This is a genomic window from Ruegeria sp. BG10 (assembly GCF_056538575.1).
In genome coordinates this window covers 1-16,964 of sequence record NZ_JBQFTI010000006.1, presented here as the reverse complement: position 1 = coordinate 16,964, position 16,964 = coordinate 1, and the positions used below count along the sequence as shown (strand labels likewise).

Sequence of the window (16,964 nt, the reverse complement as noted above, 5' to 3'; positions counted from 1 at the left end):
TTTTCGTATATGTGTAACTTGATAAAGTCTACACAAAATGGAAACGGAATGTCGATTCACGCCAAAACGGCCTTGTTAGGCTCTGACTGGGTCAGCAACCTTCGGGTCGAGCTTGACCATGGGCGGATCAATGACGTGCAACACGATGTGCCCGCATCGCCCGAGGACACGCGGGTTGACGTTCTGCTGCCCGCGCCGGCCAACCTGCACAGCCATTCGTTTCAGCGGGCCATGGCCGGAATGACGGAAAGCCGGGCAGCGGGGCGCGAAAGTTTCTGGACCTGGCGTGACCTGATGTACCGGTTCCTGGACAGGCTTACGCCGGAACAGATCGAGGCCATCGCCGCGCTGGTGTTCATGGAGATGCAGGAGGCCGGCTATGCCTCGGTCGGTGAATTTCACTATGTCCACCATCAACCCGGCGGCACCGCTTATGATCACCTGTCCGAGTTGAGCCAGCGTATCTTTGCCGCCGCAAATCTGACGGGGATCGGCCTGACCCACTTGCCGGTGCTCTACACCTATGGCGGTGTCCGGCAGGAGCCGCTGGCGGGCGGGCAGGTGCGGTTCGGCAATGATGTGGGCCGGTTTTTGGACCTTGTCCAACAGTGTCGTGCGACCCTGCCCCATTCAGATTCCGTAATCGGCATCGCACCGCATTCCCTGCGGGCAACGTCCCCGGCCGATCTGCACGCGGTGCTTCAGGCCGTGCCCGGCGGACCGGTGCATATCCATATCGCTGAACAGCTTCAGGAAGTGGACGATGTTCAGGCCGCGCTGGGGCAGCGCCCGGTGGCCTGGCTTTTGGAGATTGCCGAGGTCAACGCGCGCTGGTGCCTGATCCACGCCACCCATATGACCGATGCGGAAACCCGCGCGCTGGCCCGCTCTGGTGCGGTTGCGGGGCTGTGCCCGATCACCGAAGCCAATCTGGGCGACGGCATTTTCAACGGTGCCACCTACATCGTCGAAAACGGGCGGTTTGGCGTGGGATCAGACTCTAATATAAGGGTTTCGATGTCCGAGGAATTGCGAATGCTGGAATATTCTCAACGCCTGCGTGACAAGGAACGCGCCATTCTGATCACGGGCGAGGGGTCAGTCGGACAGGCGATCTATACCGGCGCGGCACAGGGCGGCGCTCAGGCCCTTGGCCGCGATGCGGGGGTGATCGCCAAAGGCAAGCTGGCTGATCTGGTGGCAATCGACCGGCAGCATCCCGCGCTTTGCGCCCTGACCGATGATCAGCTTCTGGATGGCCTGTGCTTTGCCGCGCCCGACGGGCTTGTCACCGACCTGTGGAGCGCCGGGCGGCATATGGTCAAACAAGGCCGCCACGTTGCCCGCGACCAGATCCTTCCTGCATACAGATCCGCGATTGCGGGCCTTTTGGCCTCGGTTTAAAGGAACCGGCACCATGCCCCAACCCAATGACACCACCAGCTACAAGGACATCAAGCAGACCGTGCTTGAGCGGATCCGGTCTGGCGAATGGCAGCCCGACTCCCTGTTGCCCAACGAGCAGGAGCTTGCGGTCGAGTTTTCCTGCACCCGCACCACCGTCAACCGGGCGCTGCGGGAACTGGCGGATGAGGGGTTTCTGGAACGCCGGCGCAAGGCCGGCACGCGGGTTCTCAGCGCGCCGCGGCGACAGGCCCGTTTCACCATCCCGATGGTGCGCGATGAAGTCGAGGCTTTGGGCGGCACCTATCGCTATGCGCTGGTGGCCTCCGGCTCCGAGACCGCTCCGGAATGGCTGAGCGCGCGGCTGGCGCTGCCGCCCGGCCAAAGCGTCGTGCATGTGCGCTGCATGCATTTCAACGGCAACACCCCGTTTCAGTACGAGGATCGCTGGATCGTCACTGCCTCGGTTCCGCAGGTCGCGCAGGCGGATTTCTCGGATGTCGGCCCGAATGAATGGCTGATCCAGACCGTTCCTTTCACCAATGTCGAACTGAGCTTTCTGGCCAGCCGTGCGGATGCCACGGTCGCGGGCTTTCTGGATGTGCCGGAAGGCGAGCCGGTATTCACGGCCGAGCGGATCACCTGGCTACAGGGCCAGCCGGTGACGTTTGCCAAGATGTTCTTTGCCGCCGGGTACCGCATGACCACACAGTTCTGATCATCGGTCCAAATTCTGCGCACGGGGCTTTACCCCCTTTTCAATCCGCGCCAGATTCAGACCAGACTGATCCGGGACGAGGGAACAATGGAATGGGCAACCCGCTTTATGATCGCTTGTTTGGGATTCATGCGGGCAAGGACACGCCGTTCCTGCGTTTGCCTGACGGCCGGACCCTGACCCATGCAGAATTTCTGGACACCGCCGCCCGGATCGCCAACGCGCTGAACGGGTTCGAACTTGAGCCCGGCGACCGGGTGGCGGTTCAGGTTGAAAAGTCGCCGGAGGCGTTGGCGCTCTATGCGGCCTGCGTACAGACCGGGCTGATTTTCCTGCCTCTGAACACCGCCTACACAACGGCCGAACTCGGCTATTTCATAGAAAACAGTGGCGCGGCGCTGGTGGTTTGCGACGCAGCGCGGAAAGAGGGGCTGGCACCGATTGCGCAGGCGCAAAACGCCCGGCTTGAAACGCTGAATGCTGATGGATCAGGCAGCCTGACACGGCGGGCGCTGGGAATGCTGCCCGCGTTCGCGCCGGTCCGGCGCCAGGCGGACGATCTGGCCGCCTTTCTTTACACATCGGGCACAACAGGCCGGTCCAAAGGGGCGATGCTGACGCAACAGAACCTGCTGTCAAACGCCGAAACGCTGGTAGCGGAATGGCGGTTCACGCCACAGGACTGCTTGCTGCACGCGCTGCCGATCTTTCACACCCACGGGCTGTTTGTGGCGACGAATGTGGTGCTGGCCTCGGGCGGGTCGATGATCTTTCTGCCGAAATTCGATCTGGACGACATGTTGCGCCTGATGCCTGACACAACCGCGATGATGGGGGTTCCGACTTTCTATACGCGCCTGCTTGGCGACGATCGTTTCACCGGCGATCTGGCCCGGCATATGCGGCTGTTCATCTCGGGCTCGGCCCCATTGCTGGCGGAAACCCATGAGCGGTTCAAAGCCCGCACCAGCCACCGCATCCTTGAACGCTATGGCATGACCGAAACCAACATGAACACCTCAAACCCCTATGACGGCGAGCGTCGCGCGGGGACGGTGGGCCTCCCCTTGCCGGATGTCGAGTTGAAAGTGACTGACCCCGAATCAGGCGAGGCTTTGCCGCAGGGCGAGATTGGCATGATCGAGGTGCGCGGCCCGAACGTGTTCCAGGGCTATTGGCAGATGCCCGAGAAAACCGCTGCCGAACTGCGCGAGGACGGCTTCTTTATCACCGGCGACCTGGGCCGCGTGGATGAGGACGGCTATGTCCATATCGTCGGGCGCGGCAAGGACCTGATCATCTCGGGCGGGTACAACATCTATCCCAAAGAGGTCGAACTGGTGCTGGACGACCAGCCCGGCGTGCTGGAAAGCGCTGTAATCGGCGTGCCACATCCCGACTTCGGCGAGACCGTTCTGGGCATTCTGGTGCCGGAACCGGGCCAGATCCTGAATCCAAAGGCCATTCTGACCCGTGTAAATGATGCTCTGGCCCGGTTCAAACATCCCCGCAGGCTGATCGTACTGGACGAGTTGCCCCGCAACACCATGGGCAAGGTTCAGAAGAACGTGCTGCGTGACACGTACAAAGACCTGTTCACGACGGGCTAGGCACCAGCGGCACGCGCCCGACCCCGGTCAGCAACCAGCATTGGCGCCCTTCGAAAACCGCCGTCGCCAGCGGCCGGCCATAGCCCGCGCCCGCATCCAGATTGATGCGATTGCCGCAATGTTCGGCCCGGTCCACCGGCGTGTGCCCGTGCACGATCAGCCACGGGTGCGGTTGGGCGTGGCGTAGAAAGACGTGCCGGATCCAGACCAGATCGTCCTCGGACTGCTGCTCCAGCGGAAGACCGGGGCGGATGCCTGCGTGCACGAACAGCAAATCACCGTGCTGATGATAGGTCGGCAGAGCGTTGACAAAATCGACATGGGCAGGCGGCACAGCAGCACGGGCCCGTTCGTTCACCTGAAAAATGCGGTCATTGTCCGTCACCTCGACGCCGTAGGAGGCCAGCGATTCGCGACCTCCCAACCGGGGGTGCAACCAGCTGAGCGTGACCGGCAGATGCCTGTCCGCAATCTCGCAATCCTGCACGAAACGCGTCATCATCCGGTCGTGATTGCCCTTGACCATGACCCAGTTCCGCCCAGCGCGCTGCCCGGCGATCAGCAGGTCCAGAACGCCGCGGCTGTCGGGGCCGCGATCCACATAATCGCCCAGAAACACGATCCGGGCATCCGGCCCGCCGTCGCGCGCGATCAGGTGCAGGGCATGTTCCAGCATCTCAAGCTGACCGTGAATGTCGCCAATGGCGTAAATGGGGGATGTCACGAAAAACCCTCAGAGATTTGAATAGTTTGCTTGTGGCGCGAAATGCGGATCGGGAAAAGAAAATACCCGCGCCGGTGCGGGCGCGGGCAGAAATTGTCTCGGAAATTCAACACTTCCGTTCAGGCAACGTCGAATTCCAGCGGTTTGATCTGGGTGAACAGACCGGTTTCCGCCAGTTTGGCACGCGCTTCGGCCGGAACCGGCTCGTCCACATACAACAGCGCGATGGCTTCGCCGCCCGCCTCAGACCGGCCTAGGGTAAAGTTGGCGATGTTGACGTTGCTTTCCCCCATGGTCCGGCCCAGCGTCCCGATGATGCCCGGCACATCTTCGTTGGTGGTATAGAGCATGTGGGCCCCAACTTCGGCGTCGATATTGATGCCCTTGATCTGAATGAAACGCGGCTTGCCGTCGCTGAACACGGTGCCCCCGATCGAACGCTCGCGCTTTTCGGTCACTACGGTCACCTTGATATAACCTTCAAAGGCACCGGATTTGTCCTGGTTTGTGGTCGAAAGCTGAATACCGCGTTCCTTGGCCACAACCGGGGCCGAGACCATATTCACCTCGGGATTGACCTTTTTCATGATCCCCGCCACGACCGAGCAGTTCAGCGCCGCCAGGTTCATCTCGGACGCCACACCGTCATAGAGGATGTTGATCGCCTTGATCGGCTCATCCGTCATCTGGCCGATAAAGCTGCCCAGATGACCGGCCAGCTTGATCCACGGCCCCATGACCTTGGCCTCTTCGGCCGTCACACTGGGCATGTTAAGGGCGTTTTCCACGGCCCCGGTCAGCAGATAGTTGGAAATCTGCTCGGCCACCTGTAGCGCCACATTCTCCTGCGCTTCGGTCGTCGCCGCGCCCAGATGCGGGGTGCAGACCACGTTGGGCAGGTTGAACAGCGGGTTGTCCTTGGCCGGTTCCTGGCTGAACACGTCAAAGGCGGCACCAGCGACATGACCCGATTGCAGCATCTCGGCCAGCGCGGCCTCATCCACAAGACCGCCACGGGCGCAGTTGACGATGCGCACGCCCGGCTTGGTTTTGGCCAGATTCTCGCGGCTCAGGATGTTGCGGGTCTGGTCCGTCAGCGGCACGTGCAGGGTGATGAAGTCGGCGCGGGTCAGAAGATCATCCAGTTCGACCTTTTCGACACCCATCTTGGCGGCTTTCTCCTGGCTCAGATAGGGATCATATGCCACCACTTTCATCTTCAGGCCCAGCGCCCGTTCACAGACGATGCCGCCGATATTGCCCGCACCGATGACGCCAAGCGTCTTGTTGGTCAGCTCGATCCCCATGAACTTGGACTTCTCCCACTTGCCTGCATGCGTCGAGGTGCTGGCTTCGGGGATTTGCCGCGCCACGGCGAACATCATCGCAATGGCATGTTCGGCTGTGGTGATCATGTTGCCATACGGCGTGTTCATCACGATCACGCCCTTCTTGCTGGCGGCTTCCTTGTCGATATTGTCGGTGCCGATCCCGGCGCGGCCGATAACCTTCAGCTTGTCGGCCTTGTCCAGAATGGTCGGCGTGACCTTGGTGGCGGAACGGATGGCAAGGCCGTCATACTGGCCGATCACCTCGGCCAGTTTGTCTTTGTCCTTGCCCAGATCGGGCATGAAATCCACGTCGATGCCGCGATCGCGGAAAATCTGCACGGCGGTTTCGCTAAGCTTGTCGGAGACGAGTACTTTGGGGGCCATATCTCTGGTCCTTGATGTATTGGAAAATGCCCGGGCCAGTTACGGCCCGGTAAATATGTCAGGCAGCTTCGGTTTGCGCCGCGATCTCGGTTTCAAAAGCCCATGCCAGCCAGGGCAGCATCGCCTCGATATCCGAGGTCTCGACCGTGCCGCCGCACCAGATGCGCAGACCCGCGGGCGCGTCGCGATAGGCACCGATATCCAGCGCGATATTTTCGGCCTCCAGCCGTTTGGCCACGGCCTTGGCGAACGCAGCACCGTCCTGAATGCGCGCGTCGGTGAACTTCAGACAGACCGAAGTGTTCGACTGCGTCGCCGCGTCCTCGGCCAGATTGGCAATCCAGTCGTTCTGGTCGCAGAACGCATGCACTGCACCGGCATTGGCATCGGCGCGTGCGATCAAGCCTTGCAGACCTCCGACCGAGCGTGCCCAGTCCAGCGCAAACAGGTAATCTTCGACCGCCAACATCGAGGGCGTGTTGATCGTTGCACCAGCAAAGATACCTTCGATCAGCTTGCCGCCTTTGGTCAGACGGAAAATCTTAGGCAGCGGCCACGCGGGGGTATAGCTCTCCAACCGCTCTACAGCACGGGGCGACAGGATCAGCATGCCATGGGCCGCTTCTCCGCCCAGCACTTTCTGCCAGCTGAAGGTGGTCACATCCAGCTTGTCCCACGGCAGGTCCATGGCAAAAGCCGCCGAGGTCGCATCACAGATGGTCAGACCCTGACGTTCATCGGTGATCCATTCGCCATTCGGAACCCGCACGCCCGAAGTCGTACCGTTCCAAGTAAACACAACGTCATTGGCGAAATCGACCGAAGCCAGATCCACGATCTGCCCGTAATCCGCAGTTTTCACCTCGGCGTCGATCTTCAGCTGCTTGACCACATCGGTCACCCAGCCAGAGCCAAAGCTCTCCCAGGCCAGCATCTCGACCTTGCGCTCGCCCAGCAGCGACCACAGCGCCATCTCAACCGCGCCTGTGTCCGAGGCAGGCACGATGCCGATCCGGTAATCCGCCGGAATGCCCAGCACCTCGCGCGTGCCTTCGATGGCGGCCTTCAGCTTATCCTTGCCGACGGCGGCCCGGTGCGACCGGCCCAGCGCGGCATCAGCCAGTTTGGTCACATCAAATGTGGGGGGTTTGGCGCAGGGGCCCGAAGAGAAACGCGGATTCGCCGGCCGCACATCAGGTTTGCGCACGGTGTCGTGCGACACCGGTTGTTCTATAGTCATCTGTATTACCCTTCCAGATACACGCCCCTCGTTGGGGAGGGGTGTCCCACGGACAGAGCTATTGCGTCAAAATTCACTCAGCAAGTGAAAAAGACCCATCAGACGCCAAAAACGACACCCCTTTTTGTGCGAATCCGGAACGCAGGTTTCCTATCGGCTTCAATCGTCAAAGCGAACCGTCTCGCCGGTTGCCAGCGCCTGTTGCGCCGCCAGACCGATCTTTACTGCCCAAAGACCGTCCTGCAGGCTGACATCCGGCTGCGCCTTTTCACCGCGCAGAACCGCCAGAAACCCCTGATGCTGGTAATAGGTCGATCCGTTGTGATCACCGGCGGCCAGCAGGCGCGGATCAACCGGAATGTCCTTGACCACCGGCCCCTTGGGATTGCGCGGGCTGACGATGACCTGCGGCACTGGCGGCGCGCCCAGATGGGCGGGCCAGAACCGGCCCGGACCGGGCACCAGCGCCTCAATCTTTGCGTCAGGACCGATGGCGGAAATTTCCTCCTGATAGCGCGAGCCTTCGGCGAACATGCACAATTCAAGCATCGCCCGCGCGCCCGAGGCGAAATCCACCATGACATAGCCATGGTCCAGAACATCCGGCACTTCGCCGTCATAGGATTCGGACAGGTGATTGACCGCCTGCCCGCCGCTTGCGGTCACGCGGACCGGGTCGGATTGCAGGATCAGCCGCATCAGGTCGAAGAAATGGCAACATTTCTCGACAAAGGTGCCGCCGGTGTTGCGGTTGAAACGGTTCCAGTTTCCGACCTTTTCCAGAAACGGAAAGCGGTGCTCGCGGATCGACAGCATTCTGACGCCGCCGGTTGCCTGCAGTTCCGAAATCAGCGCCGCGATTGGCGGCATGTAGCGGTATTCCATCGCCACCCAGATCGGATGCGGATAGCTTTGCTGAATGGCGTCCAGCCGGGTCGCGTCTGCGGGATCGGTGAACAGGGGTTTTTCCACCAGCAGAGGCAGCGGCCGGGTCCGGGCGATCTCGTCGATCTGATCCACATGCAGGTGATTGGGGCTGGCGATCACGATGCAGTCCAGATCCCCGACCGCCAGAAGCTCCTGAACCGAGGACACCTGAACCGCGTCCGGCGCAATGGTCCGCGCGGCCTGCGCCATGCCGGCATCCGGTTCATACACCGCCGAAACGCGCGTACCCTCCAGCAGGGCGATATTGTGCAGGTGCTCCTGCCCCATCATGCCGCATCCGATCAGCCCGTAATTGATGGTCCGGGTCATGCGTGTTTCCTTTTACTTCAGGCGTTGGACATAGGTGGCCCGATCCGGATCGAACCACGTTTTCGAAAACTCCACCGGCTCGGGCCGGTCGGACCAGCTGAACCGTTCGATATAACCTGCCGTTTCGCCGACCGGCTTTGTAAAGGCAAGCGGTGTCCAGTCGGGCAAGGGGCGCACCGTAACCCGGTCTTCCGCCCGCGTTATCCAGAACCCCAGCTGGTGCTGGTAGTAGCGATACAGCGAGTCCGACAACAGCGCCCGATCGATCCGTCCGGCCGATTCGTCCAGCCAGATTTCCTCAACCGCGATAATTGTGTCATTCAGATAGCGCATCCGCCGCACCCGCGAGCCTCGGTCCGAAGTTCCGAAACGCGGCAGATAGCCGGGCTTGGCCAGTTGATCGACCGACAGGACATCCGCCCGCGGCAGGCCGCCCCCTTCGGGCAGTTCCAGGCGGAACATCGCATAGACGCTGTTCTGGGTTCCTGTCTCGCGGATGTAATTACCCGACCCCTGTATGCGCTCAAGCATTCCCTTTTTCTCAAGCTCGGCGAGTGATTTTCGCAGCGTTCCGACCGAGACATTCAGGTTTGCCGCCATGTCCCGTTCGGGCGGCAGACGCTCACCGTCGATCAGCCGTCCGGCGGCGATATCGCGGATCAGAAGCTCGGCGATCTGAACATAGATCGGAAGGGCGTTCGGGTTTCGGCCGTTGGTGGACATTCTTGGGCGCTTCACTGAGTCGCAGAAAAAATTGATACACTATTGATCTACATCAAAGCGGTTGCTACGCAAGAGGAAAGTCAAAGTTGTCCGGAGAACGAATCAAATGACCATCGTCCCCATCACATCCTCCGATCTGGACGCGGCCGAAGTGTCGTGGTTCGCGGCGCTGTGTTCGGACGACTATCAGTTCCTCGGTGTGCCGGAGGGCGATCTGCGATCAAGCTGGGATCATTGTTCCGGCATCGTCAAAGAGGCCGAGGCGCAGGGGTTCCGCAATATCCTGTGCCCGTCGTCCTATCAGGTCGGTCAGGATACGCTCAGCTTTGTCGCCGGCTGCGCGCCGATCACTGAAAAGATCAACCTTCTGGCCGCCGTGCGCTGTGGCGAGATGCAGCCGATCATGCTGGCCCGCACCATCGCTACGCTGGATCACATGCTGCAGGGGCGGCTGACGGTCAACATCATCTCATCCGACTTCCCCGGCGAAAAGGCCGACAGCGCCTATCGCTATCAACGTTCGCGCGAAGTGGTGGAGATTCTGAAACAGGCCTGGACGCAGGATGAGATCAATCATGCGGGCGAGGTCTATAACTTCTCGGGCCTGACCACCGATCCCGCGAAACCCTATCAGACCGGCGGGCCGCTGCTGTATTTCGGCGGCTATTCCCCATCCGCCTTGGATTTGTGCGGCGAGCATTGCGACGTCTACCTGATGTGGCCGGAAACCAAGGACCAGCTGGCCGAACGGATGAGGGCGGTCCACGCGGTGGCGGAGAACTACAGCCGAACGCTGGATTACGGTCTGCGCGTGCACATGATCGTCCGCGACACCGAGGCCGAGGCGCAGGAATACGCGGATTACATCGTGTCCAAACTGGACGACGAATATGGCCGCGCCATCCGCGAACGGGCGCTGGACGCAACCTCGCTGGGCGTGGCGCATCAGGCCAGGAACCGCGATCTTGCGGATGAGTACGGCTATGTCGAACCCGGGTTGTGGACCGGTGTTGGCCGGGCGCGTTCGGGCTGCGGCGCAGCGCTGGTCGGGTCGACCGATCAGGTTATGACCAAGATCGAGGAATACCAGAAGATGGGCATCCGCGCTTTCATCTTCTCGGGCTATCCGCATATGGACGAAGCTCGCCATTTCGGCACCCGCGTGATGCCGAACCTGAAAACCTGCTCGCTGCCCGAGGCTTATGGGCGCGTGCCGCTAAATACGCCGGCCACCCCGCTGGGCAACGGAGTCCGCCGCTGATGCAACGCGTGAAACTAACCGAGTCGCTGGAGATGAGCCGCCTGGTCTATGGCATGTGGCGGCTGGGCGATGACAGCGATACATCGGCGGGCCACGTCGAAGCCAAGATCCAGGCCTGTCTGGATCAGGGCATCACCAGCTTCGATCAGGCCGATATCTATGGCGACTACAACGCCGAGGCCGTGCTGGGCGCCGCGCTGCGCGCAAATCCCGCGTTGCGCCAGAAGATGGAGATCGTCACCAAATGCGACATCGTCGCCCCCTGCGGCCGATACGCGCATGCGAAGGTGAAATACTACGACACGTCGCGCGCGCATATCGTGAAATCGGTCGAAACCTCGCTGTCCGAGATGGCCATCGACCATATCGACCTGCTGCTGATCCACCGCCCCGACCCGTTCATGGATCATCATGAAACCGGGGCCGCGCTGGATGAGGTCGTCGCCAGCGGCAAGGTGGGCGCGGTGGGCGTGTCGAACTTCAGACCCTGGGACTGGTCGCTGCTGCAATCGGCGATGAAGACCCCGCTGGTCACCAACCAGATCGAAATCTCGCTGGGCGAAATCAGCGCCTTTACCAATGGCGATCTGGCGTTTCACCAGCAGCACGGGCACCCGCTGATGGCGTGGTCGCCGCTGGGCGGCGGCATGCTGATGGCCGGGAACCCTCCGGTGGGCGTTGTGGCTGACGAGGTCGCGGCGGAATTCGGCGTCGATCGCGCCGCTGTTGCGGTGGCCTTCCTGCTGGCGCACCCGGCGGGCATCCTGCCGGTTCTGGGCACCAACAACCTGGACCGCATCAAAGGCATTTCAGACGCTTTGAAAGTCAAACTGGATCGCGAAACCTGGTTCCGCCTGTACGAGGCGGCGCTGGGACATGAGGTACCATGATGAATGCAATCTCAAAGGATTTCACCCACACATTCGTCCCGCACAAGGACGACACCCGAACCTTGCGCGACGCCTTCGGCCGCTTTGCCACCGGTGTCACGATCGTGACCTGCAACAGCGATGACGGCCCGATCTGCATCACCGCGAACAGTTTTTCCTCGCTTTCGCTGGACCCGCCGCTGGTGATGTGGGCGGCAGATCGCAATTCGCGGCGGTTCCCCTATTTTCGGAATGCGCGGCACTTTACCGTGCATGTCCTGTCCACCGAACAGGCCGAGCTTTGTTTCGGGTGTTCGAAAAACGCCCATGCCCTGAAGGATATCGACCACGACCACTGCAAGAACGGCACGCCATTGCTGCCGGATTGCCTGGCGCGGTTCGAATGTGAACAACATGCGTATCACGATGCGGGCGATCACGTTATTGTGGTGGGCAAGGTTCTGAGGGCCAGCATGGCGGATGGAGACGCTCTGACCTTTTACGCCGGAAAACTCGGCCAATTCGCGCATAAATAAGCGCGATATGACGACCGCGGGAAAAACCTGCGGCTGAAAAAGGGAGGATCCGCATGGGCGGATTGACATCGGTGCTTGCGCCGATTGCATTCGTGAACGAAACCGCGCTGCGACTGGGCCGCGCGGTTGGCGTCGTTGCAATTGCGCTGATGGTGGTCGCGATCCTGATTCAGGTTTTCTTTCGGTACGTGCTGGGCAACGCCCTGCCCTGGCCAGACGAAGCCGCGCGGTTCTGCATGCTGTGGATGACCGGGCTGATGGCCCCGACCGCCTTTCGGCGCGGCGGGTTCGTGGCCATCGACATGGTGCCGATGATGCTGCCCCGGGTACTGGGCCAGACCCTGAACATCTTCCTGTTGCTGGTGTCGCTGGCGGTGCTGCTGGTTGCGGTCGGCATTGGCTGGTCCGAGGTTACCGGCTTTGGCGGCAAATTCGCCACTGCGGCGCTGTACCTGCCCACCTCCTTCGGTTTTGACGAATGGTTCCGCGTCCCGCGCAGCTGGATGATGGCGTCGTTGCTGGTGGGGGTCATTCTGCTGATCTCGGTCAATATCGAGCTGATCCTGCGCGCCGTCATCACCTTGCTTGGCGGCGGTGACCTGCTGCCTGAAATTGCCGAAGCACCAGTGGGGGCTGAATAAATGCTGATTTGGTTCCTTCCCACCTTCCTTATCTTCCTGATGATCGGCCTGCCGGTCTTTTTCGCGCTTCTGGCCGCGCCGGGCATCCTGCTGTGGCTGAACGGTCAGACCAATGACATCACGTTGCTGTATCGCAATGTCTATAACGGGATGGACAGTTTTCCGCTGATGGCGATTCCGTTCTTCATGCTGGCCGGCGAGTTGATGAACCGGGGCGGTATCACCATCCGGCTGGTCGAGTTCAGCCAGGCCCTGATGGGCCATTTCCGTGGCGGGCTGGCGCATGTGAATGTGCTGAGTTCCATCCTGTTCGCCGGGCTGTCCGGTTCGGCTGTGGCCGACACATCGGCTCTGGGGTCGATGCTGATCCCGGCAATGGAAAAGCAGGGCTATTCCCGGAAATTCGCCGCTGCGATCACCGCCGCCAGTTCGGTGATCGGTCCGATCATTCCGCCCTCGGGCATCATGATCATCTACGCCTATGTCATGGGCGAAAGCGTTGCCGCCCTGTTCCTGGCGGGCATCGTGCCCGGCGTGATGGTCGGTGTGGGCCTGATGCTGATGATCAAATTCATGGCCGACAAATATGACTTTCCCGTCGCCAGCCGCAAATACACATGGCCCGAACGCCGTCAAGCCAGCCTCAAGGCCTTTTTCCCGCTGATGACCCCGGTGATCATTCTGGGCGGCATCCTGGGCGGCATCTTCACACCAACCGAGGCCGCCGCCGTGGCGGTGGGATATGCCTTCATCATCGGGTTCTTCGTCCTGCGCACGCTGACCCTGAAGGAAGTGCCCGAGATCCTCAGCAATGCCGGGCTGACCTCGGCCGTTGTTCTGCTGCTGGTGGGTGCCGCGATGGCGTTCAAGACCGTGGTCAGCCTCAGCCACGCGCCGGAACAGCTGGCGCAGCTGATCCTCAGTCTTTCGGAAAACCCGCTGATCCTGCTGCTACTGATCAACCTGCTGCTGTTCATTGTCGGCATGTTTCTGGACGCCGGACCGGCGATCATCATCCTTGGCCCGATCCTGGCCCCGATCTTCACCAGCCTTGGTGTGGACCCGATCCACTTTGCCATTATCATGAGCGTCAACCTGACTGTCGGCCTGGCCACGCCGCCCATGGGGCTGGTGCTGTTTGTGGCGGCTGCCGTGTCGCGCGAACGGGTCGAGACCATTGCCAAGGCCATCCTGCCGTTCCTGGCCGTCGAAATCATAGTGATCTTCCTGATCACCTATGTCCCCGCAATCTCCATGACGATCCCGAGGATAACGGGATTTGCAAACTAACTGAGTATCACAGGGAGGAAACGCATGCTCAGAAGCTTCATCAAAACCGCAGCGGTGGCCACATCGCTGGTGGCCGCGTCCGCCATTGCCGCAACCGCAGCCGATTACACGCTGCGCGCCACAGCAAACTCGAATGAAAACGACGAGGATTACGACGGTCTGATCGTCTTCAAGAACTATGTCGAAGCGGCCTCGAACGGCGCCATCGAGGTGGAACTGTTCATCGGCACGCAGCTGTGTTCGAACGGGGCCGAATGCCTGCAGGGCGTGGCGGACGGCACCATCGACGTCTACATTTCCACCTCGGGCGGCGCCTCGGGCATCTTTCCCTACGTGCAGGTTCTGGACCTGCCCTACCTGATGGCCGATGACCGCATTGCCGAACATGTGTTGTCCGGTGATTTCACCCGCAAGATGCGGGACATGGCGCTTGAGGATTCCGGCGGCGCGATCCGCCTGATGACCATCGGCAACACCGGTGGCTGGCGCAACTTCGCCAACACGCAGCGCCGGATTGCGGAACCCGCCGACATGGAAGGGCTGAAAATCCGCACCGTGGTTGCCGACCTGCCGCAGGAGCTGGTCAAGGCACTTGGCGCGTCACCGACCCCGATCCCGTGGCCGGAACTGTTCACCAGCTTCCAGACCGGTGTTGTCGAAGGGTCCAAGAACGGCATAACCGACATCATGGGCATGAAATTCCCAGATGCGGGTCTGCAATATGTCACGCTGGACGGTCACGCCTATATGGGTGCCCTGTGGTGGATGAACAACGCCAAGTTCCAGGAGATGCCCGAAGACATGCGCCGCGTCGTGGTGGACGGGTTCTATGCGCTGCAACAGGCCACATTTGCCTCACCCAAGCGCAAGTCGATCCAGGCTTATGAGGATTTCGTCGCCGGTGGTGGTGACCTCTATGTTCCGAGCCCGGATCAGAAAGCCGCGTTCAAAGAGGCCGCGACCCCGGTCTATGAATGGTTCCAGTCCAACGTGACCCGTGGCGACGAGGTCTTTAACGCCCTGACCGAAGCCGTGGCCGCGGCCGAGGCGGACGTCAACGCGTCGCGCAACGCGGACCTGAACTGATGTAAACCGGGCCGGGCGGATTCAGCCCGGCCCTTTACCGAAACGGGTACATCCACCCTTTGTAGTCGTTCACCAGAACATGCGCCCTTTCGATCTGCTCCGGCGACATTTTCTTGACCACTTCCTCAAGGCTGATCGCGGCGTCCGGGTCACCGCCAATCGCGCTGAGCGTGTACCACATATAGGCCCGCACCAGATCGGGCGCGGGCATGCCGAGACCCAGTTCGTAATACCAGCCCACACCCGACTGCGCCCCCGGATGACCCTTCATCGAGGCGCGCAGATACCAGTCAAAGGCGCGTTCGTAATCCTGCTCGACCCCAAGACCAAGCCCGTACATCACTCCGATCAGTTCCTCGGCCTCGGCATTGCCCGACCGGGCGGCGGGCAGAAGTTCCTCGCGCGCGGCTTCGAACTCGCCGGCCTCCATAAGATCGCGGGCCTGCTCCAGCTCGGCCAGAGCCGGGGTCGCGAACAGGCAAAGGGCAAATACAAACTGGCGCATGGGTTTGCGTTCCTTTTGGCAGGGACTGCGGCGGCGCAAGACTTGCCGCGCCCGCTGACGGATGATGATTTTCTGCCCTTCGATATGAAACAGGCGGCCATCGGACATCAACTGTTTTACGACCCGATCCTGTCGGGCAACCGGAACATCGCCTGCGCCCATTGCCACCACCCGGAATTCGGCACCTCGGACGGATTGTCGCTGGGCATGGGCGAAGGCGGTGAGGGCCTGGGCCCCGAGCGCACGCCCGGCACCGGCGCGGATCGGATCCGCAAACGTATCCCGCGCAATTCGCCGGGCCTTTGGAACCTGGGCGCGCGGGACATTCACACCCTGTTTCACGACGGCCGCCTGAGTCTGTCGGACGTCTATGGTAACGGCTTCAACTCACCAGCGCAGGAATGGTTGCCGGAAGGTTTGAACTCGCTGTTGGCCGCGCAGGCGCTGTTCCCGCTGATCTCGCAATTCGAAATGGCCGGAAATGTCGCGGAAAATCAGGTGACCGGCGCGGTACACGACCGGATCGACAAGGGCTGGCCGATCCTTGCTAAACGCGTGCGCACCGATCCGCGCTATGGCCCGGCCATGGTTGCGGCCTTTGGCGAAATTACCACGACCGAAGACATCACGATCACCCAGATCGCCAACGCACTCGCTGCCTTCATGGCCACCGAATGGCGCAGCACTGACAGCCCGTTTGACCGGTATCTGGCCGGTGAGGGCGATGCGCTGTCACAACCGCAAAGGGCCGGCATGGACCTGTTCTATGGCAAAGCCCGATGTTCCAGCTGCCATTCCGGTTCACTATTGTCCGATCAGAAGTTCCACGCACTGGCACTGCCGCCGTTTGGCCCCGGTCGTACCCGTCAGTGGGACCCGTATGTCCGCGATGTTGGCCGCATGGGCGAAAGCGACCGGGTGCAGGACGCCTACCGGTTCCGCACACCGATGCTGCGCAATGTTGCCCTGACCGCCCCCTACGGCCATAACGGCGCATTCCCCGACCTCGAAAGCATGATCCGCCACCATCTGGACCCCGAACGCAGCCTTGCGGCATGGTCCCCGGACATGGCCGCGCTGCCCGAGGTTCCGTGGCTGCAAAGGGCAGACTTCATCGTATGGGACGACCAACTGGAAATGGCCCGCCAGCGCAGCAAGATCGACATCTCCCCTGTTGATCTGTCCGACGCCGAAATTGACAGCCTCATCGCGTTTCTGCACGCCCTGACCGGAACCAGCGTGGACACGCCGCCTTTTGGCGTGCCCGAAGGATTTCAACCCTAGAAAAAAACCCCCGCCGAGGCGGGGGTTTTGGCTATTCTGCTGCGTCTTCGTATTCTGACATGGGTGGGCATGTGCAGATAAGGTTTCGGTCTCCGTATGCG

At 61.2% G+C, this 16,964-nt stretch carries 16 protein-coding genes; 10 read left to right on the top strand and 6 right to left on the bottom strand.

The window, feature by feature from the left end; all coding sequences use genetic code 11:
* The first annotated feature begins 48 nt into the window (after positions 1-48).
* The 3 genes from ACR0D8_RS18615 to ACR0D8_RS18605 all read left to right on the top strand — a co-directional run bounded on the left by ACR0D8_RS18615 (position 49) and on the right by ACR0D8_RS18605 (position 3,732).
* Positions 49-1,404, top strand: a complete 1,356-nt coding sequence (locus tag ACR0D8_RS18615; protein ID WP_480648757.1) for a formimidoylglutamate deiminase — start codon at positions 49-51, stop codon at positions 1,402-1,404.
* 13 nt (positions 1,405-1,417) lie between these two features.
* Positions 1,418-2,122 carry a GntR family transcriptional regulator gene (locus ACR0D8_RS18610; RefSeq protein ID WP_480648755.1) on the top strand — a complete coding sequence of 235 codons (705 nt, stop codon included), beginning with the start codon at positions 1,418-1,420 and terminating at the stop codon, positions 2,120-2,122.
* A gap of 92 nt (positions 2,123-2,214) precedes the next feature.
* Positions 2,215-3,732 (top strand): malonate--CoA ligase, encoded by a 1,518-nt coding sequence (locus tag ACR0D8_RS18605; RefSeq protein WP_480648754.1) that lies wholly within the window; start codon positions 2,215-2,217, stop codon positions 3,730-3,732.
* Here ACR0D8_RS18605 and ACR0D8_RS18600 read toward each other — a convergent pair.
* From ACR0D8_RS18600 to ACR0D8_RS18580, 5 genes are all read right to left on the bottom strand, one after another.
* Positions 3,719-4,456, bottom strand: coding sequence for a metallophosphoesterase family protein (locus tag ACR0D8_RS18600; protein WP_480648752.1), 738 nt, complete (start codon positions 4,454-4,456; stop codon positions 3,719-3,721). The genes ACR0D8_RS18605 and ACR0D8_RS18600 overlap by 14 nt on opposite strands.
* 119 nt (positions 4,457-4,575) lie before the next feature.
* Positions 4,576-6,171 (bottom strand): phosphoglycerate dehydrogenase, encoded by a 1,596-nt coding sequence (gene serA, locus ACR0D8_RS18595; protein WP_480648750.1) that lies wholly within the window; start codon positions 6,169-6,171, stop codon positions 4,576-4,578.
* A gap of 58 nt (positions 6,172-6,229) precedes the next feature.
* Complete coding sequence (locus tag ACR0D8_RS18590) at positions 6,230-7,411, bottom strand: phosphoserine transaminase (protein ID WP_480648748.1); 1,182 nt, start codon at positions 7,409-7,411, stop codon at positions 6,230-6,232.
* A 159-nt stretch (positions 7,412-7,570) separates the two neighbouring features.
* The gene (locus ACR0D8_RS18585; RefSeq protein WP_480648746.1) at positions 7,571-8,668 is read right to left on the bottom strand and encodes a Gfo/Idh/MocA family protein; all 1,098 of its coding nucleotides are present in this window, start codon (positions 8,666-8,668) and stop codon (positions 7,571-7,573) included.
* Positions 8,669-8,680: 12 nt separating this feature from the next.
* Positions 8,681-9,391: a GntR family transcriptional regulator gene (locus tag ACR0D8_RS18580; RefSeq protein WP_480648744.1), complete on the bottom strand. Its 711-nt coding sequence runs from the start codon at positions 9,389-9,391 to the stop codon at positions 8,681-8,683.
* A 106-nt stretch (positions 9,392-9,497) separates the two neighbouring features.
* On the opposite strand from ACR0D8_RS18580, the gene ACR0D8_RS18575 reads away from it, so the two are divergent.
* The 6 genes from ACR0D8_RS18575 to ACR0D8_RS18550 are packed head-to-tail and all read left to right on the top strand — an operon-like array spanning position 9,498 to position 15,074.
* The gene (locus tag ACR0D8_RS18575) at positions 9,498-10,652 is read left to right on the top strand and encodes an LLM class flavin-dependent oxidoreductase (protein WP_480648742.1); all 1,155 of its coding nucleotides are present in this window, start codon (positions 9,498-9,500) and stop codon (positions 10,650-10,652) included.
* Positions 10,652-11,542 carry an aldo/keto reductase gene (locus tag ACR0D8_RS18570; protein WP_480648740.1) on the top strand — a complete coding sequence of 297 codons (891 nt, stop codon included), beginning with the start codon at positions 10,652-10,654 and terminating at the stop codon, positions 11,540-11,542. The genes ACR0D8_RS18575 and ACR0D8_RS18570 overlap by 1 nt, the downstream gene beginning before the upstream one ends.
* The gene (locus tag ACR0D8_RS18565; protein ID WP_480649048.1) at positions 11,542-12,057 is read left to right on the top strand and encodes a flavin reductase family protein; all 516 of its coding nucleotides are present in this window, start codon (positions 11,542-11,544) and stop codon (positions 12,055-12,057) included. The genes ACR0D8_RS18570 and ACR0D8_RS18565 overlap by 1 nt, the downstream gene beginning before the upstream one ends.
* A 53-nt stretch (positions 12,058-12,110) precedes the next feature.
* Complete coding sequence (locus tag ACR0D8_RS18560; RefSeq protein WP_480648738.1) at positions 12,111-12,698, top strand: TRAP transporter small permease; 588 nt, start codon at positions 12,111-12,113, stop codon at positions 12,696-12,698.
* On the top strand, positions 12,699-13,988 hold the full coding sequence (locus tag ACR0D8_RS18555; RefSeq protein WP_475157159.1) for a TRAP transporter large permease: 1,290 nt from the start codon (positions 12,699-12,701) through the stop codon (positions 13,986-13,988). It begins immediately after the preceding gene.
* A 24-nt stretch (positions 13,989-14,012) separates the two neighbouring features.
* The gene (locus tag ACR0D8_RS18550) at positions 14,013-15,074 is read left to right on the top strand and encodes a TRAP transporter substrate-binding protein (protein ID WP_480648736.1); all 1,062 of its coding nucleotides are present in this window, start codon (positions 14,013-14,015) and stop codon (positions 15,072-15,074) included.
* 34 nt (positions 15,075-15,108) lie between these two features.
* Here ACR0D8_RS18550 and ACR0D8_RS18545 read toward each other — a convergent pair whose 3' ends face one another.
* Positions 15,109-15,579: a tetratricopeptide repeat protein gene (locus tag ACR0D8_RS18545; protein WP_475157151.1), complete on the bottom strand. Its 471-nt coding sequence runs from the start codon at positions 15,577-15,579 to the stop codon at positions 15,109-15,111.
* A gap of 15 nt (positions 15,580-15,594) precedes the next feature.
* Here ACR0D8_RS18545 and ACR0D8_RS18540 point away from each other — a divergent pair, with 15 nt between their 5' ends.
* Complete coding sequence (locus tag ACR0D8_RS18540) at positions 15,595-16,863, top strand: cytochrome-c peroxidase (protein WP_480648733.1); 1,269 nt, start codon at positions 15,595-15,597, stop codon at positions 16,861-16,863.
* Positions 16,864-16,964 lie beyond the last annotated feature (101 nt).